Genomic DNA, 25,463 nt, shown 5'->3' with positions numbered 1-25,463 from the left:
AATGAATCCTTTCCTATGGTTTCTATTTGCCATCGTGATTCCTGTAATCATTCTAATTGCACTCGCAGTTATTGTACTGGGTGTTGCTGGATTCAATGTCATTGATTGGGCCAAGGAAAAAGGAAATGATATCCCGGTTGTTTCGGAAATGGTTACCACTGATGAAGAAAGCAGTGTGGAACAAGAAGAACAGCAGGTGCAGGATGCAATGGACGATAAAAACCAAGAAATAGAAGTTCTGAATCAGACGATTCGTGACCTGGAGGCAAACGTCGATCAGCTGGAACAGGAAAATGTGAAGCTGGAAAACAAACAGGAAACCTCCACAGAAGAAGCGGCTGAAGAAGATACAGCAGAACAAGGGATTGAAATTGTCGTAGGTCCTTATGAGGAAATGAAAAGTGATCGGGCTGCCCAAATCATTCAAAATCTGGATAGTGATATGGCTGTTAGGATATTGAAGGAAATTTCCACTGAGGCGAGGGGAGAGATTCTTGAGGCGATGGAGCCTGAATCAGCTGCCGAATTTACACAGCTCCTAATTTCAGACGGGGAATAACACTTTATAGCTATTGAAAGGAGGTGATAAATTGAACAGCGTCGGAATGATTTATCAGCAAACCCCTTCCACTGCAGTTCCCAGTGGGAAAGCAAAGGCAGTTTCAGCAGAAACCGCTATGGAATTTAAGCAACTGCTTAGCGGAAAAAATACTGCAGAAGATAGGAATGAAGATTCGCCTAGTGATATGGAGGCAGCGAATGCCGCCGGAGATACTTCACACAGTATCGATAATTTACCGGATGAGCTAAAGCAATTACTCTTGGATAACGACTTCCTTGCAACGGCTTTTTCTGATATTATCAGCCGCATTGCAGCAGGTGAAGAACAGGAGATCGTTAAAGAACTTGAACAAGGCACACTACCAGATGAATTGGCAGATTATGTGGATCAGCTGATAGCTGCAGTCCCTGATGGGAAGGAATCTGGCACAGCCACTGTAGAGGAAATGATCAATAATAATCCGCTGCTTTCCCAGTTGTTTGCAAGCAATCCGTTAACTCTGACTGCTACAAATGGAGATCTGAACACAAATCATACGGAAGAACAGTCCGTAATGCAGAAGCAGTTCGCCTCTTTGATTGCACAAGTGAATCAGCTTTTGTCGAGCATCCAGACAAAGGAAGAAGCGATAAAAGCAGCACCGAAAATGCTCGAAATGCTGCGGCAATGGCAGGAATTAGCCAAATCTAGTAATGGCAGCGGCTTGCAATCATTGGTTGCACCGAATAATGAGCAATCGGAGGATCTTGCAGTATGGAAAAATCTATTGGAGACCTATCAAAAAAGAGAGCACTTTGCCGGGAAGCAGTTATATAACACCGATTCAAAAGTAACGGTTACAGATGTATCCAAATGGCTTGGCAATGCATTGGAGTTAGACAGGACACCAGTAAACAATGTGACGGCAGGAATTCAAACAGCATTGCCGATTTCAAAACTGGAGCAATATGCAATCTATATTAACCAATCGCAAACAAACCAGTCACCTGATCGGCAATTGATTGAACAGTTCCAAAAAATCATGAATACGAGTAAGTTTTCTGCAATGCCAAATGGTACAAATCAACTATCGATTGCATTGCGTCCGAATAATCTTGGAGAAATGATGGTGCGGTTTACGCAAATCAACGGGGAAATGACAGTGAAAATTCTAGTATCTTCAGCAGCAGCTAAAGAAATGCTGGAATCGAATGTTCATCAGTTAAAAAATATGTTCTCTCCACACCAGGTAGTTGTTGAAAAACAAGATTTGACGATCCAGACAGCAAATGCACAGAAAGAACAGGGTAATAGTCAATTAAAGGATCAGGCTAACCAACAGGAATCAGGCCAATCCGATCAGCAGGACAGAAAGAATGGCGACAATAGCTTTGAACTGCAGTTTGAAGAATTGCTAATGAATGAGAAAGTGTAGGTGGAGGAAATGACAACAATTGATCCTTCGTTATATTTAAGCAACCAGAATACAACAAGAACACCAAGCGCAAATCTTGGTAAAGATGAATTTTTACAAATATTGATGACACAATTGCAGAACCAGGATCCATCACAGCCGATGGATGACACCCAATTTATCTCGCAAATGGCTCAATTCTCCTCACTGGAACAGATGATGAACATGACGAATTCCATCGATACACTCGTTCAGAGTCAGCTGATATCTCCTGTGATTGAGTATAGTCATATGATTGGAAAAGAAGTATCCTACGAAGCAACCGATCAGGAGACAGGTGAAGCATTGGGAAACACCTCCAGCAAGGTAGTAGCAGTCAGTCAGCATGAAGGCTGGGCCGTACTGGAACTGGAAAACGGAGACAAGATTTATGCAGATGCAGTAACTGAAGTAAGTGATCGCGCCGAAGATGGAGAATCAGATGAATAAGTAAGTGAATAGGGGAGTGTTTGCAATGGATCAACGGATACACCATGTCCCGCAACATGCATTGCAATACCCAACGATCCAGAAACCGAAGAGAACAGAAGCATCCGCTAACTTTAAAGAGCTTTTAGCTGTAGAGCAACAGCCATTGAAAATAAGTAAGCATGCTTCACATCGTTTATCTGAACGAAATATCCATATAGATGAACAGCTCTGGCAAACAATTGGGGAAAAGATGCAGGAAGCAAAACAAAAAGGCATTACAGATTCGCTGGTTGTAACCAATAATGCGGCATTGCTTGTAAATGCCAAAAATCAAACAGTTGTTACCGCAATGGATCGACAGGAAGCAACAAGCAGAATTTTTACAAATATCGATGGAACAATTTTGATCAATGACTAGGCTGGACCCTTCTGGGAAGCCATAAAACAGCTGTTGACTGACAGATACAGCTGAATTTAAAAATATAAACTACTAAAGGGGATATAAAATTATGTTACGTTCAATGTATGCAGGTATATCAGGAATGAAGAACTTCCAGACAAAATTAGATGTTATTGGCAACAATATTGCCAATGTAAATACGACTGGCTATAAGAAAGCGACCGTCACGTTCCAGGATTTAATGAGTCAAACAACCACTGGTGCGCAAGGGGCTACAGAAAATCGCGGCGGAATTAACGCGTCACAGGTTGGATTGGGTTCGAAACTGGGAACAATCAGCAATATTCATACTCAAGGATTCCAGCAAACTACCAATAATCCGCTCGACTTCGCAATTGAAGGGGATGGAATGTTTGTTGTTGCAAGTGATCTTGTCCCAGATGGGGAATCAATCAACTTAAATGAGTCAAGCACGGCATACACACGTGCAGGAAACTTCTACCTGGATGATGAAGGAGCTATTGTAAATCCACAGGGACTTTACTTAATAGGCTTCGGTGTCACAGAAGAAACAGAGGATACTCCAGAAACCATCAACAGTGATGTGTTATCGAAAATAGAGATCCCTACCGACGCTCAAAGCTTCAGTGTTCAGACGAACGGTACTGTCAATTATATTGACGCTGCGGGGAATACAAGAATAGCAGGACAAGTGGCCTTAGCGAATTTCTCAAATCCTGCTGGACTGCAGAAGGATGGAAGCAACCTATACCTGAATAGTGAGAATGCGGGCTTAGTCGATGGATTAGTGACTCCAGAAGCAGATGGCGCTGCATCGATCATTTCTGGCTCTGTGGAAATGTCCAATGTTGATCTCTCAGAAGAATTTACGGAGATGATTACAGCACAGCGTGCCTTCCAGGCCAATACTAGAATTATTACTACTTCGGATGAAATCCTTCAGGAGCTAGTGAACTTAAAACGATAATAAGGGGGTAGGGAGCACATGATAGAGACAGTGTGCTCCCGCCAAATAATTATGATTACATTAAGAAGACTGAACGATGAACCTTTTGTGCTTAACGCAGTCTTGATTGAACAAGTGCAGTCTTTGCCGGATACTACGATTTCCCTGATCAATGGCAAAAAGATTGTCGTAAAGGACAAGATGGATGAGGTCGTCCAAATGATTACAGCATATTATCAAAGGATTGGATTGCAGCATGTACAAAAAGAGGCAGGTGAAGACAAATGAGTAAATTAGTGAAGACAATGATCACTTCATTAGTGGTATTATTAATAGGAGCAGTCGCAGCGCTTGTCGTTGTACTTAATATTGCCGGTGAAAATAAAGAAGGCGAAGCGCGGTCCATTGATGACATTGTGGAATATTCATATGAAACACCTGAAATTACAACCGATTTGGCAGATGGTGCCTTTGTACGAATCCAGTTCCAGATTGTAACGGATGGCAAAGAAGCAAAAGAGGAAATCAGCAAACGAGATTTCCAGCTTAAAAATATCCTGATTAAAGAATTGGCCACAAAGTCTGAAGAGGACTTTAAAGCAGGACTTGGTGAGCTCGAACAAGTGGTTAAGAACAAGCTGAATGAATTGATGACTGAAGGACAGATTACAGAAGTATATACAATCAATAAAATACTTCAATAGATGTAAGCTCCTTTTGGGAGGTGAGTATGGTTAATGGATGAAGTATTATCACAAAATGAAATCGATGCCCTGTTGTCTGCAATCACTTCAGGTGAGATGGATGCAGAAGAATTAAAGAAAGAAGAACAGGAGAAAAAAGTAAGAGTCTATGATTTCAAACGGGCACTAAGATTTTCAAAAGATCAGATAAGAAGCATTTCGCGAATACATGAAAATTACGCGCGAATGCTGACAACTTTTTTTTCATCGCAGTTAAGGAGCTATGTGAATATTACCGTGACATCTGTTGATCAGGTGCCATACGAGGAATTTATTCGCTCTATACCAAAAATGACCGTATTGAATGTATATAGTGTTGCCCCGCTTGATGGAAACCTTATTATGGAAGTAAACCCGAACATCGCATATGCACTGCTTGATCGGATACTCGGAGGAAAAGGCAATACAATAAACAAAAGTGATGGCTTAACAGAGATTGAACAGCTGCTGCTAAGTCAAATCTTTGAAAAGGCAGTAGGAACATTGCAAGAGGCGTGGAGTTCAATAATCGAAGTCACTCCGGTCTTGGAAGAATTCGAAGAGAATCCGCAATTTATGCAAAGGGTATCACCTAATGAAACAGTCGTTGTAGTATCGATGACAACTGCAATTGGTGAAACAACGGGAATGATCAATATCTGTATACCGCACATCATTTTGGAACCGATAATTCCCAAATTATCTGCTAGTTATTGGATGCAGTCGAGGAAGACGAATAGAGACAGTGACGCATTTATGAAGCTATCCAAAAACCTGAAACAGGCTGAGGTAGAAGTGCGAACAGTTCTAGGTGAAACTACCATTTCAATTAATGAATTTTTAAAGTTCGATAAAAATGACGTCATCGCTTTGGATCAGCAAATTGATCAGCCGCTTACCCTGACTGTTAATAACGAACCGAAATTCCTTGCACAGCCGGGTAAGTATAAGAATAAGATGTCTGTGCAAATTTTAGAAGAAATCAATGGGGTGAACGAAGATGATGAATGATGGAATGCTTTCTCAAGATGAAATAGATGCATTATTGAATATCTCGGATAATAGTGAAGAGCAGTCAAAACCTGAAGGGCAAAACTATCTTTCCAGCATAGAAATAGATGCTTTGGGTGAGATAGGAAATATTTCATTCGGCAGCTCTGCTACAACACTATCAACATTATTAAGACAAAAGGTCGAAATTACCACTCCAGTAGTAGATGTAATTGAAAAGAGTCAGTTAAATGATGAGTTTACATTTGAACCTGTAAGTGTCCAAGTAAATTACATAGAAGGATTTACTGGGAAAAATGTTTTTGTGATCAAGGCGACAGATGCAGCAATCATTGCTGACATTATGCTTGGTGGTGATGGCACCAATCCGGATACCGAATTAAATGAAATTCACATTAGTGCTGTTCAGGAATCCATGAATCAAATGATGGGTGCTGCAGCGACAAGCATGTCAACCGTTTTCAATAAGCGGGTGGATATATCGCCGCCTTCGATCTTGGATAATAAGGACGGTAAAGAACTTGAAGAGGTATTTGGAGAAGACGTATATGTAAAAGTATTCTTCAGACTGACTGTCGGTGATTTAATAGATTCCAATATGATGCAGTTGATTCCTTTGCCGTTCGCTAAACAATTAGTCGATCAGCTTTTAAATGAGACTGATAGTGACGAAGCTGCAGCTGCATTAGCATTGGAGCCGGCTCCTGCTGATCAGTTTGAAGATCGTCAAGGCAGTAGTCCACAGCCTTACCAGGAACCAGCCAAAGAGGAGAAGCCATCAACAGAACCGGCTCAGCAGCAATATATTGGCAATGGGAAGATAACCCAGTCTGCACAAGTTCAGCAGGCCGCTTTTTCTAACTTTAATAAAGTAGAATTGAATAATAATGAGCATCGTAATCTGGACATGCTTCTTGATATTCCTCTAAAGGTTACGGTTGAGCTTGGCCGTACGAAGAAATCGATAAAAGATATATTGGATTTGTCGTCCGGTTCCATTATTGAACTTGACAAGCTTGCAGGAGAACCAGTCGATATACTCGTTAATGAGAAGCTGGTTGCTGAAGGTGAAGTTGTTGTAATCGATGAAAACTTTGGTGTGCGTGTAACAGATATTATCAGTCAATCTGATCGTATCATGAAACTTAAATAATAGAGACTATAGGGGGATTAACAATGGCACAACGTATTTTAATTGTAGATGATGCAGCATTTATGCGAATGATGATCAAAGATATTCTGACAAAAAATGGATTCGAAGTAGTAGGAGAGGCGCAGGATGGTGCCCAGGCAATAGAAAAATATAATGAATTGACACCTGATTTGGTGACAATGGATATTACAATGCCGGAAATGGATGGCATCACTGCATTGAAGGAAATAAAAAAGGTAAATGGCGATGCTAAAATCATTATGTGCTCAGCAATGGGACAGCAGGCCATGGTAATTGACGCGATTCAGGCTGGTGCGAAAGATTTTATCGTCAAGCCATTCCAGGCAGACAGGGTAATCGAAGCAATCCAAAAAGCTTTAAGTTAAGAAACGAGTGAGTAGTTTGAAGGAAAAAATTCTATACAGTATTTGTTTGAGCATCTTCATCCATACACTATTTTTCACTTTTCAGGCAGAAGCGGCACCAAATGTTGCGGAATGCATGGAAGGTGAGGTTGAATGTTCGGAGCAGGATGTCCCGGCAAACGAATCCGATGAGACGAATAGTGATTTGCTGTCTGAGGATCAAAGTACGGGTTCATTAGCCTTTGAATTGGTTAAAATGTTTTTTGCACTAGTCCTTGTACTTGGCTTGATTTACCTTCTGCTCAAATTTTTGCAGAAGCGGAATAAAATATTCAATCAGGTTAAAGCATTGGAGAACATGGGCGGTATATCAATCGGTCAGAGTAAATCACTGCAGATTGTCCGTCTTGGAAGCAGACTTTATCTGATTGGTGTTGGAGAGAATGTGGAAATGCTGCAGGAAATCACGGATGAAGAGGTCATCCAGGAGATTCTGCGCAGCAAGGAGAGCAATTCGGATGAGCTGCCCGGTGCGGCGCTTCTGTCCTCGCTGATTCCAAAAAAGAAAAACGCAAGTCCTGATTCCTCTGGAAATGATTTTAAAGCATTGTTTTCCAAAGAGCTGGATAACTTGAAGAAAAGCAGAAATAAAATGATCAATAAGCACAAGGAAGATACCCATGAATGAATTTATAGATATGTTTTCCAATTCAGATCCAGCTAGTGTGTCAACATCAGTTAAATTATTATTGCTTTTGACGATTTTCTCATTGGCACCCGGAATACTGATTATGATGACCTGCTTTACACGAATCATTATCGTTCTGTCATTTGTCAGAACATCATTGGCCACACAGCAAATGCCGCCGAACCAAGTTCTGATCGGGTTGGCATTGTTTTTATCCTTTTTCATTATGGCGCCTACGTTCAGTGAGGTATATGAACAGGGCCTGCAGCCGCTTTTCGATGAAGAAATAACACTGGATGAGGCATATGAAAACGCCAGTGCTCCATTGAAAGATTTCATGGCACAGCACACAAGACAAAAGGATTTGGCGTTATTTTTGAATTACACACAGGCGGAATCACCGGAAACGGTCCAGGACATTCCGCTGACAACATTAGTTCCTGCGTTTGCAATAAGTGAGTTGAAAACAGCCTTTCAAATGGGATTTATGATCTTTATTCCATTTCTTATAATCGATATGGCTGTTGCCAGTGTACTTATGTCAATGGGTATGATGATGCTTCCCCCTGTAATGATTTCATTGCCATTTAAAATTCTGCTGTTTGTACTAGTAGATGGTTGGTACTTAATTACGCAGTCATTACTTGGTGGATTTTAGTGAAAGGGGTTTGTGCAATTGAGCAGTGAATTCGTATTAACATTGGCCGAACAAGGAATCTATACGGTTTTGCTTGTAACAGGACCATTGCTTATATTGGCTCTCGCCGTAGGGTTGCTGGTAAGTATATTTCAGGCAACCACCCAGATACAGGAGCAGACATTGGCTCTTATCCCTAAAATTGTTGCTGTCTTGGTCGGTCTTATCTTCTTTGGACCGTGGATGCTCACGACAATGGTGGAATTCACAAAAAATATTTTACAAAATATCAATCAGTTTGTAGGGTAAATCATGCTTGAAATAATTAATATTAATAGTCTTCCAGTTTTTATGCTTATATTGGTCCGGGTTCTGGCCTTTTTCGTAACAATGCCTTTATTTTCCTATCGGACAGTTCCATTTCAATTTAAAGTAGGTTTTAGTTTCTTTTTAGCGATGATTATGTTCTCTTCCATTGATGCATCAGCAGTCGTGGTAGATGATTTGTATATATTTTTAATTTTAAAAGAAGCACTTGTTGGTCTGCTGATTGGCCTCATTGCTTTTATTATTGTTTCAGCATTACAGATTGCCGGTGGATTTATCGATTTCCAGATGGGATTTGCCATTGCTAATGTAATGGACCCGCAAACAGGCGCCCAGAGTCCCCTGACAGGACAATATCTATATATTTTCGCGTTATTGTTCCTATTGTCGGTAGACGGGCATCATCTGATTATAGATGGGATATTCAATAGTTATAATTATATTCCCATTGATTCATTTATCCCACTTGGAAACAGGTCTATTGCCGATTTTGTCATCACAACGTTCAATACGATGTTTTTGATTGCCTTTCAGATATCGATCCCAATTGTAGGTTGTTTATTTCTAGTCGATGTGGCATTAGGTATCATTGCCAGGACTGTACCGCAAATGAATGTATTTGTAGTGGGACTGCCCCTTAAAATCTTAGTCAGTTTTGCTGCAATCCTGGTGTTTCTCGCATTATACATAACCCTCGTACAAAATCTCTTTGAGGCAATGTTTGAAGCGATGCGTGGTCTAATGCAGCTATTTGGGGGTGCTTAATTTGTTTTTGAAACTTGATTTGCAATTTTTTGCCGGTGAAAAGACAGAGAAAGCCTCTCCGAAGAAGCGGCAGGATGAACGGAAAAAAGGAAAGGTCGCCAAGAGTCAGGATATTAATACTGCCATTTTATTGTTATTTTGTTTTGCTGCATTATTTATTTTTGGCGAGTTTATGCTAAAACAGATGACGGGCCTTTATCAGCGTTCCTTTACAGAGTTCATCCAGTGGGAATTAACCGAATTATCCGTTCAGCAGATTTTCAACAGTGCAGCTGTGGAAGCAGCAAAAATGCTTGCACCAATCATGCTGGTGGCGATTATTGCCGGCTTTGCTTCAAATTTTATGCAGGTGGGTTTTTTATTTACAACCGAGACATTGAAATTCGATTTGAAAAAAATCGATCCCATACAGGGCGCTAAACGGATATTCTCCATCCGGGCACTTGTGGAACTTCTGAAGTCACTGTTTAAAATTGTTCTGATTGGTGTCATCACATTTGCGGTCATCTGGATATATAAGGATGATATGCTGATGATGTCCTTCACTACTGCTGAGGATGCTCTTGCGTTTTTCGCAAGGGTAACCGGGATTATGGGGATTTCAGCAATTATTGCTTTGTTGTTCTTGGCTGTTTTTGATTACGCTTATCAGCGATACGATTTTGAAAAAAACATGCGAATGTCCAAACAGGATATAAAGGATGAATACAAGAACATGGAAGGGGATCCTTTAATCAAATCGAAAATCAGAGAGAAGCAAAGGCAAATGGCGACAAGAAGAATGATGAGCGAGGTTCCAAATGCTGATGTCATCATTACCAATCCGACGCATTATGCAGTTGCAATCAAATATGACGAACAAAAAGCAGATGCCCCTTACGTCCTTGCAAAGGGAACAGACCTGACTGCCCAGAAGATTAAAGAAATAGCAAGGGAAAATGGTGTAATGACAGTGGAGAACAGACCACTGGCCAGAGGACTGTACAATGCAGCAGAAATTGGTGACGTGATACCGGAAGAATTTTTCAAAGCAGTTGCCGAGGTTCTTGCATATGTATACCGATTGGAGAAAAAAGTTTGAGCAATAAGGAGAGACATCAATGAAAGCGCGGGATATATCAGTACTTTTAGCAGTAATTCTAGTAATTGTAATGTTGGTCATCCCTCTTCCGGGTTGGCTATTAAGTTTATTTATTTTAATCAATATTATTTTGGGGCTGATTGTTGTGCTCGTATCCATGAATACAACCGAGCCATTACAGTTTTCGGTATTCCCAACATTAATATTGTTATTGACCTTATTTAGACTCGCGCTGAATGTTTCAACCACGAGATCCATATTATCGGAAGCCGATGCAGGGGGAGTTGTCGAAACGTTCGGTACTTTTGTAATTGGCGATAATCCGCTTGTGGGTTTCGTGGTGTTCATTATTCTCGTCATTATCAACTTTCTTGTTATTACAAAGGGCTCTGAACGGGTATCTGAAGTCGCTGCCCGTTTTTCACTCGATGCAATGCCCGGGAAACAGATGAGTGTGGACGCAGATTTAAATGCTGGACTTATATCTGAAAAACAGGCCAAGGAAAGAAGAGAAAAAATCGAAAAAGAAGCGGATTTCCATGGTTCCATGGATGGTGCCAGCAAATTTGTCAAAGGAGATGCGATTGCTGGTATCATTATCGTACTGATTAATATTGTGTTCGGACTTATAATCGGAATTGTGCAAATGGGATTGCCGTTTCAGGATGCGATCGATACATTCATGAGGCTTACAGTAGGGGATGGTCTCGTAAGTCAGATTCCTGCACTGTTGATTTCTACCGCAACCGGTATTGTGGTTACAAGGTCTGCCGGTGCAGGTAATTTGAGTTCAGAAGTAACCGGCCAGCTCTTACAGTTTCCAAAGCTGCTTTATATTGCAGCCGGAACTATATTTTTACTTGGTCTCACTCCAATCAATTTCTTCTTGACAACATTGCTGGCCGCGCTACTGGCCGCAAGTGCATACTATATGCAGAAGCAGACGGAGGAGCCGGATGTACCTGATATGGAGGAAGTTGATCAATCAGAAAGCTCAGCCATGAAGTCACCTGAGAATGTTGTTAGTTTATTGAACATGGATCCGATTGAATTCGAATTTGGATATGCCCTCATTCCTTTGGCAGACACAAGTCAGGGAGGAGATTTGCTTGACCGGATCATTATGATAAGGAGACAGCTTGCCATCGAGCTTGGAATAGTGATACCAGTAGTGCGAATCCGGGATAATATTCAGTTGAGCCCTAATGAATATCGGCTGAGAATTAAAGGGAATGAGGTTGCTTCCGGTGAATTGATGCTGGATCACTACTTAGCGATGGCCCCTGATTTCAGTGACGATGAAATCGAGGGCATCGATACGAAAGAGCCGGCATTCGGACTGCCTGCAAAGTGGATAAGCGAGGAAAACAAGGATGAAGCCGAACTTTCCGGGTATACAGTTGTCGACCCGCCGTCGGTTGTTTCAACCCATATAACAGAAATTATTAAGAGCAATGCCCATACGTTACTTGGCAGACAGGAAACAAAACAGCTTGTTGATCACTTAAGGGAGAGCTATCCAATCCTGGTGGAAGAAGTGACACCAGAACCTTTGGCGATTGGGGAGATTCAAAAGATTCTTGCCAAATTGCTGCGAGAGAATATATCGATACGCAATCTGCCTGTTATTTTTGAAACCCTGGCAGATTTCTCAAAAATGACGAATGACACCGAACTTCTTGGGGAATACGTTAGACAGGCTCTTTCGTCCCAAATCACCAAGCAATATGCGAACGATGATATGTCTCTAAAAGTAATTACAGTATCCGGTAAGGTCGAAAAGCTGATTGCCGAAAATATTCAGCAGACAGAACATGGGAATTACCTTTCCCTTGACCCGGAGTCACAGCAGGAAATTATCAAAACAATCCATACGGAAGCAGAAAAGCTTTCCATGCAGGAAGAATCGGCTGTTGTGCTTTGCTCTCCAGCAGTCAGAATGTATTTGAAGCAGTTACTTGATCGTTTTCTTCCACAGGTTGTTGTCTTATCCTACAATGAGCTGGAGCCGGACGTACAGGTACAGAGTGTTGGGGTGGTGAATATAGCATGAAGGTAAAAAAATATGTAGCGAAAACGATGCCGGAAGCCATGAACCGAATTCGTAAAGAACTCGGGTCGGATGCAGTAATTCTTAATTCAAAGGAAATTACAAAAGGCGGTTTCCTTGGCTTTTTTCGAAAAAAAGAGATTGAAGTTGTAGCGGCGCTTGATCCGCAGCCATTACCAGCAAAAAAAGTACGCATCGTACGCACGTGCCCTCTACTAACAAGACCAGGCAAAACGAAAAGCCGAAAGACCAGGATGTACTTCAGGAGATTCAGAATCTAAAGAAGATCCTTCAAGTACAGACGAAAGCGGAAAATCAAAAGTTTGCCCCGGTCTACCAAGTAGCTTACAACCATTTGATAGATCAGGAAGTGAATGAAGAGATAGCAGCGGAACTTGTCCAATCGCTAGTTAATGCCAATGAGAATGAAAGTGAAAATCCTGATTTTGATACAATCATGCAATTTCTGCAGTCGGGCATTGAAGCAAGACTGGATCAAATTGGGGATTACGGCATTCGCTATAAGGAGAAAGTAATGCAGTTTGTTGGACCTACCGGAGTAGGGAAGACCACCACAATTGCTAAAGTTGCAGCAAAAATGATGTTTGAAGATCAAAAGAAAGTTGCTTTTATTACGACAGATACGTATCGGATTGCTGCCGTGGAACAATTGAAAACCTATGCGAGGATTTTAAACGTCCCGCTCGAGGTAGCCTATACGGCTGAGGATTACTATCATTCTATCGAAAAGTTTTCATCCTTCGACGTCATTTTGGTTGATACAGCCGGCAGAAACTTTCGGGATAGACGCTATATCAATGAACTCAAGTCGATGCTGGATATGGATAAGGTATACACGCATCTCGTTCTCTCGCTAACGTCGAAACCGAAAGACATGGAGGATATCTTTAATCAGTTTCAGCAGCTCCCAGTGCACAGTGTCATCTTTACGAAGCAGGATGAAACAGGGCAGTACGGCAGTATATTAAATATTGTTTTAGGAAAACGGATCGGGATAACGTGTATTACGAACGGACAGGATGTTCCGGAAGATCTCATGAAGGCAACACCTGAAAACATTAGTAAGCTTTTGGCAGGTGATGATGGTGAAGCATGACCAGGCAGAAGGACTGAGACGGAAACTGGATAATCAGAGAATCCCAAAACAGGCAAAAACCATTTCTGTCATCAGTGGCAAAGGCGGAGTCGGAAAGTCCAATTTTGCATTGAATTTTTCATTGCAGCTGCTCAGCCATCAAAAGAAAGTGCTCTTATTTGATCTTGATGTAGGCATGGGCAATATCGATATTCTAATGGGGATGCGTTCCAAGAGAACGATAATCGATATGTTCGAGGAGCAATTAACAATCCATGATATTATAGAGACGGGACCCAATGGGCTGTCCTATATTGCAGCGGGTTCCGGCCTGAATCATTTCTTTAAAATGGAGGAGGCCGACAAATCCTATTTTTATGATCAGTACAAAGCACTCGTTGAGATGTATGACTATATCCTGTTCGATATGGGGGCTGGTGTTACAGAAGACGGGTTGTTTTTTATTCTGGCATCTGACGAATGTATCGTGATTACAACACCTGAACCAACATCGATTACCGATGCATACGGAATGATAAAGCATGTCGTCAGCCATGATAGTATGATGCCGATCCAGGTAGTCATGAACCGTTCGGCAGGCTATCAGGACGGGATCCGTACGCTTAGACAGTTTGATAATGTCATATCGACTTTTTTGAATATCGATATCAAAGCGATGGGGATCATTCCTGACGATAAAACAGTTACACAAGCTGTCATCCGGCAAGTCCCCTATGTCCTGTTCAATGATAAATCAAGTGCAGCAAGAGCAATAAAAGAGATTACATTTAATTATCTGTCCAATTCAAAAGAACTCAACCGGACTGCATCGTCTTCTTTTGTGCAGAAATTAAAACAATTGATTGCGAGGTGAGCCAGATGGAGCAGGTCCGGGTAATTGTTATTGATGATTCAGCATTTATGAGAAAAATGGTTGCTGATATCCTGGAAAGTGATTCACGAATCAAAGTGATTGCAACTGCTCGAAATGGAGCAGATGGGATTGATAAAATCAAGAAATTGTCCCCCGATGTCGTTACTCTCGACGTCCATATGCCAGTAATGGACGGTATGGATGCCCTGCAGCAAATTATGCAAGTTCATCCGGTACCCGTTGTCATGCTTTCCAGTGTGACAAAAGAAGGCACAATGAAAACGATTCAGGCAATTTCCAATGGTGCAGTTGATTTCATTAAAAAGCCCTCTGGATCGATTTCTCTCGATATACGAGAGATTGAAGAGGAAATTATTTCAAAGGTTATCACCGCTTCCATGGTAGACTTGGAAAACCGTAAATCTGAGAAACTAACGTCTGACAGATTGCAGAAGGCATCTGTTAGGAATAAGTTTGAAAAAACGGTTATAGCAATCGGGACATCAACCGGCGGGCCAAGAGCTCTGCAGAAAGTATTGACTCACTTGCCGGCAACTTTTGCAGCTCCGATTCTCATTGTGCAGCATATGCCGGCAGGATTTACCAAGTCATTGGCAGATCGACTGGACTTAATGTGTGCAATCCGTGTGAAAGAGGCGGAGCATGGAGAAATCATTGAAAAGGGAGTAGCCTATATTGCACCGGGTGATCATCATATGACGGCCAAGAATGTTGGGACTTCCTTGGTTATCTATTTAACAAAGGAGCCACCTGTAAAAGGCCACCGTCCTGCTGTAGACATTTTATTCAACTCTATGGCGTTATTGAAGCAGATTAATAAGATCCCCATCATCCTGACTGGTATGGGAAATGATGGTACAGAGGGGATAATCAATTTGAAGGAAACAGATCCTGGAACATTGGTTATTGCTGAATCAGAAGAGACCTCGATTGTTTATGGAATGCCAAAAGCTGCCATAAAGACATCCTATGTAGATTATGTATTGCCATTGTATGAAGTGGCGGACATAATGATGGAATGGACTAAAAAGACGTGAGACTAGTAATCCAGTTACATAAAATATTTCATTTTTAGGAGGAGAAGAAATTGGAAAATGTATCAGCGTCAACTAAAAAGATGATTATCTTTCAACTTGAAGACGAGGAGTATGCTGTGCCAGTCAATCAAATCGGTTCTATTGAAAGACTGCTGCCAATCACCAGAGTCCCACAAACCGCTTTATTTGTTAAAGGGGTAATCAATCTCCGTGGTGTGGTAATACCTGTCATTGACTTAAGGCTAAGATTCGGCATGACGGACATCGAATTAAATGAGAATAATAGAATTATCATTGCACAGATCAATGAAGCGGAAGTGGGATTGATTGTTGATTCGGCAAATGATGTAATAGATATCCCTGCGGATCAGATTGAACCGGCTCCCGAAGTGATTGGTTCTGTGGATGCAGATTATATTGAAGGGGTTGCCAAACTGGAAGACCGTTTGTTGATTTTGCTTGATTTAGAAAAGGTGCTTTCCCTGCAAGACATAAACGAACTGAAATCGCTTGAAGGTTAGATAATGGAATATATTAATCTAACATATGAACAGAAGGATGTACTTCGGGAGATCGGCAATATCGGAGCGGGTAATGCTGCGACTTCTCTATCCAAGTTATTGAACACAAAAGTCGAAATGAATGTTCCGTCCGTCAACATTGTAAGCTATGATGAAATAATGGAATTGATTGGCGGGCCAGATGAAACGATTGTTGGCCTCATGTTTCGAATTTTGGGTGAAGCTCCGGGAACGGTTTATTTAATCCTTTCCGTAGACGAGGCCGAATATCTGGTTAGAATACTTACCAATGATCCGGGCTATTCATTATTTGACGGGGAACGGGAAAACGAACTAGCAATGTCCGCTCTTCATGAAATCGGTAATATCGTTACGGGTTCCTATTTGACAGCATTATCTGATTTTACCAAAATCAACATGCAGCCCTCCGTACCCTATCTTGGTATTGACATGGCTGGGGCGATTCTAACGGTAGGCTTACTGGAAATCTCGCAAGTAACCGATTATGCAATCATTATTGATACAGAGATCAATAATGATGATTCACCAGAAGGCATTCATGGGAACTTCTTCCTGCTCCCGGACCCGGAATCATTTTCCAAATTATTCAATGCATTGGGAATTAATGATGATGAGTGAAACAACTACAATCATAAAAGTCGGTATAGCCGATCTAAATATTGTGAAGCCGCCCAATATCATCCGAACTTCTGGCCTTGGTTCATGTATTGGTGTTGTCATATATGACGAATCTAAGATGATTGCCGGTTTGTCCCACGTTCTGCTTCCTGACTCACATGCAGCCAAACAGACAAAAATCAATAAATTCAAATATGCCGACACTGCCATCCCATGTCTTGTTGACCTGCTGCTCGAAAATGGTGCAAGAAAGTTTGGATTAAAAGCAAAGATGGCAGGAGGCGCACAGATGTTTCAGTTTAGCTCAGGCTCTGATATTATGCGAATCGGTCCAAGAAATGCAGAAGCTGTTCAGCAAAAGCTGCATGAATTTCAAATCCCCATCATTGCTTCGGATGTAGGCGGGAACGTGGGAAGAACAATCGAATTTGACCCTATTGACTGCAAGATGAAAATCAGAAAGATCAATAAAGAGGAATTCTTTATCTGAATTATCATCATTATCTAAAACAGAAGGGGGAGCACAACCTATGAATTCAAAAAATTCTCCTCTTGAACAGGAGCTTTGGGAAGATTGGATAAAGAATAGGAGCGGCGATGCTGCCAATGAACTGATTGCTAACTACATGTATCTCGTTAATTTTCATACAGAGCGTATTTCAAGTCACCTTCCGAGCCGTGTGAGTAAGGATGATGTTAAAAGCTTCGGGCTTCTGGGGCTTTATGATGCTTTAAAGAAGTTTGACCCGGGGCGGGATTTGAAGTTTGATACCTATGCATCTTTTAGAATTAAAGGATCTATTATCGATGGGCTGAGAAAGGAAGATTGGCTCCCGAGGTCGATAAGGGAGAAGACGAAAAAAGTGGAACAGGCGGCAGAGCATTTCGAGCAGAAGCATCAAAGGGAGGCATCCTCTGAAGAAATCGCTGAGATAACTGGAATGTCGGCCGATGAAGTCGAAACGGCAATAAAGGATTCTCTATTTGGGAATATTCTTTCCATTGAAGAGAAACCAAAAGGCGGCAAGACAGATCTTAAAGAGGGAATAGGCTATTCCATTCCAGATGATACTGCTATTCTTCCTGATAGGCATGTCATGCAGGATGAAATGAAAGGCGAACTTATTGAGGGGATAAAATACTTGAATGAAAAGGAGCAATTGGTCATCAGTCTTTTCTATAATGAAGAATTGACATTTACTGAAATTGGGCAAATCATTGGATTGACAACATCAAGAATTTCACAGATACACAAACGGTCGATTTTTAAATTAAGAAAGTCATTAACGAAGATGCAAGTTTTCAATTAATATAGATCACTGTTTGAGAAATTATATGATTTCAAAGGGGAGAAAGGTATGAATCAACTAACAGATAATTTCTATATTGACATCTCCCGCGACAAAATGACAGCCTTCATGCACTGTAAAGATAGTGGCGTTTGTAAGGACTTGGAAACTGATGAAGCATCGATTCGCCGGTTTTTTGATGCTAATAATGTTTTATATGGTGTCGATCAGACTGCGGTCAATCAAATCCTATCCAGCCATTCAAATGACTTATTTCCATTGCAGATTGCCAAGGGTCTTGCAGTAGTAGATGGGCAGGATGGTTACATTAAGTACGAGCTTAATCTCGACACAAAGCACGAGAGAACGTCGGAATGGGACTTTCGGAACGTCATGCGGATACCAAGTGTTGCCAAGGGACAGAAACTGGCTGTTGTCATTAATCCAAAGGAAGGGATTGAAGGCATCGATGTCAGCGGGAATACGGTCCAGCCAAAGTCAGGAAAGCCAGTTAAAGTAAGGGCAGGAAATAATGTTGTCTACCGAGAAGAAAATATGTCATTCTATGCTGTGACAGATGGGCAGATCAGTATAGTCGGGAGATATATTCACGTTTTCCCAATCTATGAGGTACATGAAACATTATCCATGAAAACAGGAAATTTGAATTTTGTGGGAACAATCGTCATCCACGGAGATGTGCCGAATGGTTTTCAAGTGCAGGCTGAAGGAGATATCAAGATCTATGGCATGGTGGAATCGGCTACCATAATTGCGGGCGGTTCTGTTTATATAGCCGAGGGACTTGCCGGGCAAGGAAGCGGGCTGGTAAAGGCATCTGGAAATGTAACAATCGGATATATCAACCAGGGGACTGTAGAGACATCGAGTGATCTATATGTTGAGAACTCCATTCTGCATAGTGAGTGCATCGCTGAAGGGCATATCTTCTGCCAAAGGGGTAATATCATTGGTGGTACGCTATCGGCCGGAAAACGAATAGAAGCAAAAGATATCGGGAATCGTTTAAGTACAATCACAGAAATTGTATTTGGAGTCAATAAGCGTATTTCGGATAAAGAGGCTGCGCTAAAGAGACAGCAAAAAGAACTGGAAGATAAGCTGCGAAAGCTATCGATTATCGGGAGCAAACTGGAACAGCAGGATATCTCTTCCAACTCCAAACTGCGTATTTCACTCCTGAGACAAAAGAACTCAGTAAAGAAAGTAAAAGAACAATTATTACATATTGAGAGTGACTTAGAAAATATCAATGCTCGTATCGGCAGTGAAAAAGATGCCGATCTAATAGTCAGAAATTTCATTCATCATAATACTATCATTGCCTTTGGTAAATATAAGAAGAAAATTAAAACCGAATATCATTACGTGAAGATTAATCTGGTTAATAATGAAATAATGATTCATCCTTTATTTGATTAAATCATCGTTAAAGGGGCTGATTATGTTGAGCTGGAAATCGATAGAAATGCAGGTTGCACTGCCCAGGACGCAGGATATCGGCAAAATTCAGGAAAATATAACGAAACAAGGTCAGCATTTCCAGGAATCGCTAGGACAAGCACAGGTAAAACAGCAGGAATTAATGAGGACAAAGGTAAATAAATTGGAAGATACATATAAAGTAAAGGCAAACAAGGGTGAATCAGAGTCATCCGAATCGGGTGACAGTCAATTGGAACAGGAAAATGATGAACCAATTGCCAATCATCCATATTTGGGTAAGCGAATTGATATTAACGGCTAAAGGAGAACGAAAATGGTATCTTTCCTATTAATCATCAGTTTTTTATTGCATTTGGTCGCCATCGCTGCGATATATAAGCTTTTCCAGCAGCTTCATACATTTAAAACACAGGATTCAACAGAAATAGAAGCACTATTTGATAAATACCTGCAGGAGATAAAAAGAGAAAACAGCCGATTGCAGGAAGAACTGCAGCAGGAGAAGCATATACAGAGACCAGTTAAATCAGAACCTGCTGCAGCAGCAGAACCTGCAGACAAGTCTGAAGCGGACTCAGATATCGAACCAGACTTTCTGCCTGCTGATATTGAATATACGGATACAATGGAAGCCTCGCTGGAATCAAGGGTACTTCAGCTGCACCAAGAAGGGCTGTCAATTGGCGAAATTGCCAGGAAATTGAATTGTGGAAAGACGGAGGCAGAGATTATTGTTAAAATGCATCAAAAAAACAATATAAATGCTTGATTACCTTCATCCCATATGGTATAGTAACTTTTGGTGTAAATACTATGTTTATCTTTACGGATGAAACAAGTCTTAAAAACACACGTCCAGTGATTTGTATGTTCGGTGCTGTTCAAATGAATAGTCTATATACAGAGATGATCTGAACGGAGGAAAAAAACCACTAGGAGGAATTTATTATGGCAGCTATATCAATGAAGCAACTGCTTGAAGCTGGTGTACATTTTGGACATCAGACTCGCCGTTGGAATCCAAAGATGAAAAAATACATCTTTACGGAGCGTAACGGGATTTATATCATCGACCTGCAAAAAACAGTTAAAAAGGTAGATGAAGCTTATAACTATGTAAAAGAAATCGCATCAAACGGCGGTACCATTCTTTTCGTAGGTACAAAAAAACAAGCGCAGGATTCAGTGCGTGACGAGGCAGCTCGTTCTGGTATGTACTATGTTAACCAACGCTGGTTGGGCGGTACACTTACTAACTTCCAAACAATCCGCAAACGTATCAATCGATTGAAATCCATTGAAAAAATGGAAGAAGATGGTACTTTTGAAGTTCTACCTAAAAAAGAAGTTGTAAACTTATTAAAAGAAAAAGATCGTTTAGTTAAATTCCTTGGTGGAATTAAAGAAATGACAAAGCTTCCAGATGCATTATTTGTAATCGATCCTCGTAAAGAGCGTATCGCTATTGCTGAAGCACACAAATTAAACATTCCTATCATCGGTATTGTAGATACTAACTGTGATCCTGATGAAATCGATTATGTTATCCCTGCAAACGATGACGCTATTCGCGCTGTTAAACTTTTGACTTCAAAAATGGCAGATGCTATTTTAGAAGTGAAACAGGGAGAAGAAATAGAAGAAGCAGAAGCACAAGCAGAAGAATCTTCTGAAGAAGCTACTACTGCTGATTCAACTCAAGAATAATTTTAGAAAAGGTCAGGGTGATAAGAGGATATGAGCCTTTTATCACCTTTTTTAAAGACCAAATAACTGAAGCTTAACTACTTAAAGGAGGATCTATCATGGCTATTACTGCTCAAATGGTTAAAGAATTACGCGAAAAAACAGGTGCTGGAATGATGGATTGTAAAAAAGCACTTCAGGAAACAGACGGAAACATTGAAGCTGCTATCGATTTCCTGCGTGAAAAAGGTATTGCAAAGGCTGCTAAGAAAGCAGACCGCATTGCAGCAGAGGGATTAACACACATTGAAATCGAAGGCAATAAAGCGGCAATCATTGAAGTGAACTGCGAAACAGACTTCGTTACAAAAAATGAGCAATTCAAGACACTGCTTACTGATCTTGGCAAACATATCATCAGTGAACAGCCTGAAACAGTAGAAGAGGCCCTGCAGCAAAAGCTTAATGGTGGAGAAACGGTTGAAACAGCTATCAATTCAGCTGTATCTACAATTGGAGAAAAAATCTCCCTTCGTCGCTTTACTGTAATCGAAAAAACAGATAATGACGCGTTTGGCGCCTATCTTCACATGGGTGGACGCATTGGTGTGCTATCCCTGCTAGAAGGTACTACAGATGAGCAAGTCGGAAAAGATGTTTCGATGCATGTTGCAGCTGTAAATCCACGTTATGTGTCTCGTGATGAAGTTTCTGAAGAAGAAGTGGACCGTGAGCGTGAAGTATTAAAAACACAAGCACTTAATGAAGGAAAACCTGAAAATATCGTTGAGAAGATGGTTGAAGGCCGTCTAGGCAAATTCTTCGAGACAATCGTTCTGCTGGAGCAAAGCTTTGTCAAAGATCCAGATCAGAAAGTAAAAAAATATGTTGCTGATAAAGGTGCTTCCGTTAAGGCATTCGTACGCTATGAAGTAGGCGAAGGAATGGAAAAACGCGAAGAAAACTTTGCAGAAGAAGTTATGAGCCAAATTAAAAAATAAGGTATCCATTCTGGAAATAGGGAACAATTAATTGTTCCCTATTTTACAACCATTACAGTTCAAATTTCTGTATTCGGTAAATAGCTTACAAAAACAATAACAATTCAATTTCGATTAAATTTCTATGGAGGTTATTATGACAACAGCACGGTACCGTAGAATTGTGTTAAAATTAAGTGGTGAAGCTTTAAGTGGTGAACAAGGATATGGCATTGATCCGAAAATAATTCAATCCGTCGCAAAACAAGTGAAGGCTGTCGCTGAGCTTGGTGTTGAAATTGCCATTGTTGTTGGTGGCGGAAACATATGGCGAGGAAAAGTTGGAAGTGAAATGGGAATGGATCGTGCATCAGCAGATTACATGGGGATGCTTGCAACGATCATGAATTCACTTGCACTTCAAGATGGTTTGGAGACAATCGGTGTCCAAACAAGAGTACAGACTTCAATTGAAATGCGGCAGGTAGCGGAGCCATACATAAGGAGAAAAGCAATTCGCCATTTAGAGAAAAAGCGTGTTGTCATTTTCGCAGCAGGTACAGGGAATCCTTATTTTTCAACGGATACAACAGCGGCATTGCGTGCTGCAGAAATAGAAGCAGAAGTTATTCTGATGGCCAAAAATAATGTTGATGGTGTATATACGGACGATCCAAAGCTAAATAAGGACGCGCAAAAGTACGAAAGCCTTACCTATATGGAAATGCTTAATGAAGGACTTGGCGTAATGGATTCAACTGCATCATCACTATGTATGGATAATGACATCCCATTAGTTGTATTTTCTATTACGGAAGAAGGCAATATTAAAAGAGTTGTCGAGGGTGAAACAATCGGCACAACAATAAGGGGGAAATAACCATGTCAGAAGCAATTATGAATGAAATGAACGAAAAAATGGAACAGGCAGTACAGGCTTTTTCCAAAAACCTAGCATCTGTAAGGGCTGGTAGAGCAAATCCAAGTCTTCTGGATAGCATCTACGTAGATTATTATGGTGCCTCTACTCCATTAAATCAGCTGGCCACTGTTGGCGCTCCTGAAGCAAGACTACTCACCATTACACCTTATGATAAAACAGTGCTTTCCGATATTGAGAGAGCTATTCAAATTGCCAATCTTGGCTTATCACCATCCAATGATGGAAATATGATTCGCATCAATATTCCACCACTTACGGAAGAAAGACGTAAAGACCTTGTTAAAGTAGTGGGCAAATATGTTGAAGAATCCCGCGTGCAAATCCGTAACATACGTCGTGATATCAATGATAGTTTGAAAAAATCAGAGAAAAATGGCGATCTTACCGAAGACGATTTACGTGCTTTTCAGGATGACGTGCAAAAGGCAACCAATGATTATATAAGCAAATTAGATGAACTTGCAAAAAATAAAGAAAAAGAAATAATGGAAGTTTAACGGATTCCGGATAACATTCGTGTCCCTTCATTTGTTATCTTTTATGTAATTATTTTTTGTGCTCAGTGATTCATGTTGGAGTAAGATGCTAAAGCCCTCTTAATTAAGGGGGCTTTTGTATTCTTCCGTGATAATCGTTATAATGAGTAAGTATCATAGTGATATAATATAGATTTAACCAGTTTGATTTATTCCTTTTATGTAAACGTGCTGTAAGGGAAAATGGATCAACAACATTTCGGGGGACAGAATATGTCGATGAAAATTCCTTTTTTAAATAATAAACAAACAAAAGAAAATGATACGGAAAAGCCTGAAAATGTTCCGGATCATGTTGCTATTATTATGGACGGAAACGGGCGTTGGGCTCAAAGGCGCGGTTTGCCGCGAATAGCAGGGCATAAGGAAGGTGTATCTGCTGTAAATAAGATTGTCAAAGCAGCAGTGAAAGCAAATGTTAAAATTCTTACACTTTATACCTTTTCCACTGAAAACTGGAAGAGACCAAGATCTGAAATCGACTTTATCTTGAAGCTTCCTAAAGAATTTTTACATATCTACTTGCCGGGACTGATCGCCAACAATGTTAAAATAAACACGATTGGCGATTTTGACGAGTTGCCGGAACACACGAAAAGCGCTGTTCAATATGCTGTCGATAAAACAAAGGATAATGACGGCATGGTTTTGAACTTTGCTTTGAATTATGGAAGCAGATTGGAAATTATTAGAGCTGTCAAGCAAATCATTGACGATATCGATCAATCAAAGATCTCGTTGGATGCATTGGATGATCATGAATTCTCCAAGTACCTGTTTACAAATGGGCTATCAGACCCTGATTTGCTGATCAGAACAGGTGGCGAGCAGAGGTTAAGCAATTTTCTCCTCTGGCAGCTTGCATATACCGAGTTTTGGTTTACAGACGAGCTTTGGCCAGATTTTAATGAAAAAAGCTTTTCGGTAGCACTAGAAGAATATCAGCGGCGTAAAAGACGTTATGGAGGTATATAAGGTGATGGCCATATGAAGCAAAGAACGATAACAGCATTACTCGCACTAGTTGTGTTCCTTCCATTCGTCATTATTGGAGGACATGTATTTACTTTTCTTGTATATGGTATAGCAACGGTAGGATTGCTTGAATTAATAAGGATGCGAAATATAGGAGATTACCTGATTCCCTATATTTTAGCTATCCTTTTGCTATGGTTAGTACTGCTGCCTTCTGGAGATTCGATGTCTTTTGCAGGCTGGTTCACTAAATTTGAGATGATAGCATTGATCATCCTGTTGCTGCTTGCCTATACGGTGCTGGTTAAGAATAAATTTACCTTCGACCATGTTGGATTTATCCTGCTGACGGCGCTATATGTCGGTCTTGGGTTTTTGTATTTGCTAGAGACAAGAAACGGAAATAATGCGCTAAATAATATTCTATATGCGTTTTTTATTATTTGGACCACTGATACGGGGGCCTATCTATTTGGCCGAGCATTTGGAAAAAGAAAACTGTGGCCGATGATCAGTCCAAACAAAACGATAGAAGGGGCAATCGGTGGAGTGGTTCTTGCAGTAGTCGTGGCGGTAGTATTTCACTTGATAAGCCCTTTTCCGCATTCGCTGATCATTGTTATTGGAGTAACCATCCTTGCATCCATTTTTGGCCAGATTGGCGACCTTGTGGAATCTGCCTTTAAGCGCAATTACGGTGTGAAGGACTCCGGGAAGATATTACCGGGGCATGGAGGAATATTGGACAGGTTTGACAGTCTATTATTTGTTCTGCCTTTACTTCATCTTATTCACTTTTTCTAAACA

General features: G+C 40.8%; 33 protein-coding genes. All 33 read left to right on the top strand.

The features are described 5' to 3' along the window. Position 1 precedes the first annotated feature (1 nt). The 33 genes from OMHG_RS06320 (at position 2) to OMHG_RS06165 (ending at position 25,460) form a co-directional block, all read left to right on the top strand. On the top strand, positions 2-559 hold the full coding sequence (locus OMHG_RS06320) for a MotE family protein (protein ID WP_010649304.1): 558 nt from the start codon (positions 2-4) through the stop codon (positions 557-559). A gap of 31 nt (positions 560-590) precedes the next feature. Continuing rightward, positions 591-1,976: a flagellar hook-length control protein FliK gene (locus tag OMHG_RS06315; protein ID WP_010649303.1), complete on the top strand. Its 1,386-nt coding sequence runs from the start codon at positions 591-593 to the stop codon at positions 1,974-1,976. A 9-nt stretch (positions 1,977-1,985) separates the two neighbouring features. Continuing rightward, a complete protein-coding gene (flgD, locus tag OMHG_RS06310) occupies positions 1,986-2,444 on the top strand; it encodes a flagellar hook assembly protein FlgD (RefSeq protein WP_044476810.1) in 459 nt (152 codons plus the stop codon). 25 nt (positions 2,445-2,469) lie between these two features. Then, on the top strand, positions 2,470-2,844 hold the full coding sequence (locus tag OMHG_RS06305) for a TIGR02530 family flagellar biosynthesis protein (protein WP_010649301.1): 375 nt from the start codon (positions 2,470-2,472) through the stop codon (positions 2,842-2,844). Between the two features lie 91 nt (positions 2,845-2,935). Continuing rightward, positions 2,936-3,814 (top strand): flagellar basal body rod protein FlgG, encoded by an 879-nt coding sequence (flgG, locus tag OMHG_RS06300; protein ID WP_010649300.1) that lies wholly within the window; start codon positions 2,936-2,938, stop codon positions 3,812-3,814. Between the two features lie 51 nt (positions 3,815-3,865). Continuing rightward, on the top strand, positions 3,866-4,081 hold the full coding sequence (locus tag OMHG_RS06295) for a flagellar FlbD family protein (RefSeq protein ID WP_044476848.1): 216 nt from the start codon (positions 3,866-3,868) through the stop codon (positions 4,079-4,081). Then, entirely contained in the window at positions 4,078-4,497 is a 420-nt protein-coding gene (fliL, locus tag OMHG_RS06290; protein WP_010649297.1) for a flagellar basal body-associated protein FliL, read from the top strand. Before OMHG_RS06295 ends, fliL begins: the two co-directional genes overlap by 4 nt. A 33-nt stretch (positions 4,498-4,530) precedes the next feature. Further along, on the top strand, positions 4,531-5,526 hold the full coding sequence (gene fliM, locus OMHG_RS06285) for a flagellar motor switch protein FliM (protein ID WP_010649294.1): 996 nt from the start codon (positions 4,531-4,533) through the stop codon (positions 5,524-5,526). Next, a complete protein-coding gene (fliY, locus tag OMHG_RS06280) occupies positions 5,516-6,679 on the top strand; it encodes a flagellar motor switch phosphatase FliY (RefSeq protein ID WP_010649292.1) in 1,164 nt (387 codons plus the stop codon). The genes fliM and fliY overlap by 11 nt, the downstream gene beginning before the upstream one ends. A 23-nt stretch (positions 6,680-6,702) precedes the next feature. After that, positions 6,703-7,065, top strand: a complete 363-nt coding sequence (locus tag OMHG_RS06275) for a response regulator (protein WP_010649291.1) — start codon at positions 6,703-6,705, stop codon at positions 7,063-7,065. A gap of 7 nt (positions 7,066-7,072) precedes the next feature. Beyond that, the gene (locus OMHG_RS06270) at positions 7,073-7,732 is read left to right on the top strand and encodes a flagellar biosynthetic protein FliO (RefSeq protein ID WP_161603060.1); all 660 of its coding nucleotides are present in this window, start codon (positions 7,073-7,075) and stop codon (positions 7,730-7,732) included. Then, positions 7,725-8,390 carry a flagellar type III secretion system pore protein FliP gene (gene fliP, locus OMHG_RS06265; protein WP_010649288.1) on the top strand — a complete coding sequence of 222 codons (666 nt, stop codon included), beginning with the start codon at positions 7,725-7,727 and terminating at the stop codon, positions 8,388-8,390. The genes OMHG_RS06270 and fliP overlap by 8 nt, the downstream gene beginning before the upstream one ends. A gap of 18 nt (positions 8,391-8,408) precedes the next feature. Further along, positions 8,409-8,678 (top strand): flagellar biosynthesis protein FliQ, encoded by a 270-nt coding sequence (gene fliQ / locus OMHG_RS06260; RefSeq protein ID WP_010649287.1) that lies wholly within the window; start codon positions 8,409-8,411, stop codon positions 8,676-8,678. Between the two features lie 3 nt (positions 8,679-8,681). Continuing rightward, positions 8,682-9,461, top strand: a complete 780-nt coding sequence (gene fliR / locus OMHG_RS06255) for a flagellar biosynthetic protein FliR (protein ID WP_010649286.1) — start codon at positions 8,682-8,684, stop codon at positions 9,459-9,461. 1 nt (position 9,462) lies between these two features. Further along, entirely contained in the window at positions 9,463-10,542 is a 1,080-nt protein-coding gene (gene flhB, locus OMHG_RS06250) for a flagellar biosynthesis protein FlhB (protein WP_010649285.1), read from the top strand. Between the two features lie 19 nt (positions 10,543-10,561). Continuing rightward, a complete protein-coding gene (gene flhA / locus OMHG_RS06245) occupies positions 10,562-12,595 on the top strand; it encodes a flagellar biosynthesis protein FlhA (RefSeq protein ID WP_010649281.1) in 2,034 nt (677 codons plus the stop codon). Further along, positions 12,592-12,873, top strand: coding sequence for a hypothetical protein (locus tag OMHG_RS18990; protein WP_237566156.1), 282 nt, complete (start codon positions 12,592-12,594; stop codon positions 12,871-12,873). The genes flhA and OMHG_RS18990 overlap by 4 nt, the downstream gene beginning before the upstream one ends. Continuing rightward, positions 12,798-13,709: a flagellar biosynthesis GTPase FlhF gene (gene flhF / locus OMHG_RS06240; RefSeq protein ID WP_237566155.1), complete on the top strand. Its 912-nt coding sequence runs from the start codon at positions 12,798-12,800 to the stop codon at positions 13,707-13,709. The genes OMHG_RS18990 and flhF overlap by 76 nt, the downstream gene beginning before the upstream one ends. Further along, the gene (locus OMHG_RS06235) at positions 13,696-14,562 is read left to right on the top strand and encodes a MinD/ParA family protein (RefSeq protein ID WP_237566154.1); all 867 of its coding nucleotides are present in this window, start codon (positions 13,696-13,698) and stop codon (positions 14,560-14,562) included. Before flhF ends, OMHG_RS06235 begins: the two co-directional genes overlap by 14 nt. Before the next feature lie 5 nt (positions 14,563-14,567). Further along, positions 14,568-15,620: a protein-glutamate methylesterase/protein-glutamine glutaminase gene (locus tag OMHG_RS06230; protein WP_010649279.1), complete on the top strand. Its 1,053-nt coding sequence runs from the start codon at positions 14,568-14,570 to the stop codon at positions 15,618-15,620. A gap of 50 nt (positions 15,621-15,670) precedes the next feature. Beyond that, a complete protein-coding gene (locus OMHG_RS06225) occupies positions 15,671-16,141 on the top strand; it encodes a chemotaxis protein CheW (RefSeq protein WP_010649278.1) in 471 nt (156 codons plus the stop codon). A gap of 3 nt (positions 16,142-16,144) precedes the next feature. After that, entirely contained in the window at positions 16,145-16,780 is a 636-nt protein-coding gene (locus tag OMHG_RS06220) for a chemotaxis protein CheC (RefSeq protein WP_010649277.1), read from the top strand. Then, complete coding sequence (locus tag OMHG_RS06215; protein ID WP_010649276.1) at positions 16,773-17,270, top strand: chemotaxis protein CheD; 498 nt, start codon at positions 16,773-16,775, stop codon at positions 17,268-17,270. Before OMHG_RS06220 ends, OMHG_RS06215 begins: the two co-directional genes overlap by 8 nt. Positions 17,271-17,310: 40 nt before the next feature. Further along, positions 17,311-18,090, top strand: coding sequence for a FliA/WhiG family RNA polymerase sigma factor (locus tag OMHG_RS06210; protein ID WP_010649270.1), 780 nt, complete (start codon positions 17,311-17,313; stop codon positions 18,088-18,090). Between the two features lie 48 nt (positions 18,091-18,138). After that, positions 18,139-19,512 (top strand): DUF342 domain-containing protein, encoded by a 1,374-nt coding sequence (locus OMHG_RS06205; protein ID WP_010649269.1) that lies wholly within the window; start codon positions 18,139-18,141, stop codon positions 19,510-19,512. Between the two features lie 22 nt (positions 19,513-19,534). Then, complete coding sequence (locus OMHG_RS06200; RefSeq protein ID WP_010649268.1) at positions 19,535-19,837, top strand: hypothetical protein; 303 nt, start codon at positions 19,535-19,537, stop codon at positions 19,835-19,837. Between the two features lie 12 nt (positions 19,838-19,849). Further along, a complete protein-coding gene (locus OMHG_RS06195; protein ID WP_010649267.1) occupies positions 19,850-20,305 on the top strand; it encodes a DUF6115 domain-containing protein in 456 nt (151 codons plus the stop codon). A gap of 179 nt (positions 20,306-20,484) precedes the next feature. After that, complete coding sequence (gene rpsB / locus OMHG_RS06190) at positions 20,485-21,243, top strand: 30S ribosomal protein S2 (protein WP_010649266.1); 759 nt, start codon at positions 20,485-20,487, stop codon at positions 21,241-21,243. Positions 21,244-21,341: 98 nt separating this feature from the next. Continuing rightward, complete coding sequence (tsf, locus tag OMHG_RS06185) at positions 21,342-22,223, top strand: translation elongation factor Ts (RefSeq protein WP_010649264.1); 882 nt, start codon at positions 21,342-21,344, stop codon at positions 22,221-22,223. 136 nt (positions 22,224-22,359) lie between these two features. Then, positions 22,360-23,082, top strand: a complete 723-nt coding sequence (pyrH, locus tag OMHG_RS06180) for a UMP kinase (RefSeq protein ID WP_010649262.1) — start codon at positions 22,360-22,362, stop codon at positions 23,080-23,082. A gap of 2 nt (positions 23,083-23,084) precedes the next feature. After that, on the top strand, positions 23,085-23,642 hold the full coding sequence (frr, locus tag OMHG_RS06175) for a ribosome recycling factor (protein ID WP_010649260.1): 558 nt from the start codon (positions 23,085-23,087) through the stop codon (positions 23,640-23,642). A gap of 252 nt (positions 23,643-23,894) precedes the next feature. Beyond that, a complete protein-coding gene (locus OMHG_RS06170; RefSeq protein ID WP_010649259.1) occupies positions 23,895-24,656 on the top strand; it encodes an isoprenyl transferase in 762 nt (253 codons plus the stop codon). Positions 24,657-24,668: 12 nt separating this feature from the next. After that, on the top strand, positions 24,669-25,460 hold the full coding sequence (locus tag OMHG_RS06165; protein WP_010649258.1) for a phosphatidate cytidylyltransferase: 792 nt from the start codon (positions 24,669-24,671) through the stop codon (positions 25,458-25,460). The last annotated feature ends 3 nt before the right edge of the window (positions 25,461-25,463 follow it).

This window comes from Oceanobacillus massiliensis str. N'diop, assembly GCF_000285495.1.
Classification (GTDB): domain Bacteria; phylum Bacillota; class Bacilli; order Bacillales; family Amphibacillaceae; genus Oceanobacillus; species Oceanobacillus massiliensis.
This window is presented reverse-complemented; position numbering and strand designations above follow the sequence as displayed.

Bases quoted from the DNA above. Each gene is read 5' to 3' on its own strand.
- OMHG_RS06170 (WP_010649259.1), top strand. From the start codon at position 23,895: ATGTCGATGAAAATTCCTTTTTTAAATAATAAACAAACAAAAGAAAAT.
- OMHG_RS06275 (WP_010649291.1), top strand. From the start codon at position 6,703: ATGGCACAACGTATTTTAATTGTAGATGATGCAGCATTTATGCGAATG.
- OMHG_RS06320 (WP_010649304.1), top strand. From the start codon at position 2: ATGAATCCTTTCCTATGGTTTCTATTTGCCATCGTGATTCCTGTAATC.
- OMHG_RS06235 (WP_237566154.1), top strand. From the start codon at position 13,696: ATGGTGAAGCATGACCAGGCAGAAGGACTGAGACGGAAACTGGATAAT.
- rpsB (WP_010649266.1), top strand. From the start codon at position 20,485: ATGGCAGCTATATCAATGAAGCAACTGCTTGAAGCTGGTGTACATTTT.
- OMHG_RS06230 (WP_010649279.1), top strand. From the start codon at position 14,568: ATGGAGCAGGTCCGGGTAATTGTTATTGATGATTCAGCATTTATGAGA.
- fliY (WP_010649292.1), top strand. From the start codon at position 5,516: ATGATGAATGATGGAATGCTTTCTCAAGATGAAATAGATGCATTATTG.
- OMHG_RS06200 (WP_010649268.1), top strand. From the start codon at position 19,535: ATGTTGAGCTGGAAATCGATAGAAATGCAGGTTGCACTGCCCAGGACG.
- OMHG_RS06205 (WP_010649269.1), top strand. From the start codon at position 18,139: ATGAATCAACTAACAGATAATTTCTATATTGACATCTCCCGCGACAAA.
- frr (WP_010649260.1), top strand. From the start codon at position 23,085: ATGTCAGAAGCAATTATGAATGAAATGAACGAAAAAATGGAACAGGCA.
- OMHG_RS06165 (WP_010649258.1), top strand. From the start codon at position 24,669: ATGAAGCAAAGAACGATAACAGCATTACTCGCACTAGTTGTGTTCCTT.
- pyrH (WP_010649262.1), top strand. From the start codon at position 22,360: ATGACAACAGCACGGTACCGTAGAATTGTGTTAAAATTAAGTGGTGAA.
- OMHG_RS06195 (WP_010649267.1), top strand. From the start codon at position 19,850: ATGGTATCTTTCCTATTAATCATCAGTTTTTTATTGCATTTGGTCGCC.
- fliM (WP_010649294.1), top strand. From the start codon at position 4,531: ATGGATGAAGTATTATCACAAAATGAAATCGATGCCCTGTTGTCTGCA.
- OMHG_RS06305 (WP_010649301.1), top strand. From the start codon at position 2,470: ATGGATCAACGGATACACCATGTCCCGCAACATGCATTGCAATACCCA.
- flgG (WP_010649300.1), top strand. From the start codon at position 2,936: ATGTTACGTTCAATGTATGCAGGTATATCAGGAATGAAGAACTTCCAG.
- flgD (WP_044476810.1), top strand. From the start codon at position 1,986: ATGACAACAATTGATCCTTCGTTATATTTAAGCAACCAGAATACAACA.
- OMHG_RS06295 (WP_044476848.1), top strand. From the start codon at position 3,866: ATGATTACATTAAGAAGACTGAACGATGAACCTTTTGTGCTTAACGCA.
- fliP (WP_010649288.1), top strand. From the start codon at position 7,725: ATGAATGAATTTATAGATATGTTTTCCAATTCAGATCCAGCTAGTGTG.
- OMHG_RS18990 (WP_237566156.1), top strand. From the start codon at position 12,592: ATGAAGGTAAAAAAATATGTAGCGAAAACGATGCCGGAAGCCATGAAC.
- flhA (WP_010649281.1), top strand. From the start codon at position 10,562: ATGAAAGCGCGGGATATATCAGTACTTTTAGCAGTAATTCTAGTAATT.
- OMHG_RS06220 (WP_010649277.1), top strand. From the start codon at position 16,145: ATGGAATATATTAATCTAACATATGAACAGAAGGATGTACTTCGGGAG.
- fliL (WP_010649297.1), top strand. From the start codon at position 4,078: ATGAGTAAATTAGTGAAGACAATGATCACTTCATTAGTGGTATTATTA.
- OMHG_RS06215 (WP_010649276.1), top strand. From the start codon at position 16,773: ATGAGTGAAACAACTACAATCATAAAAGTCGGTATAGCCGATCTAAAT.
- tsf (WP_010649264.1), top strand. From the start codon at position 21,342: ATGGCTATTACTGCTCAAATGGTTAAAGAATTACGCGAAAAAACAGGT.
- OMHG_RS06210 (WP_010649270.1), top strand. From the start codon at position 17,311: ATGAATTCAAAAAATTCTCCTCTTGAACAGGAGCTTTGGGAAGATTGG.
- fliR (WP_010649286.1), top strand. From the start codon at position 8,682: ATGCTTGAAATAATTAATATTAATAGTCTTCCAGTTTTTATGCTTATA.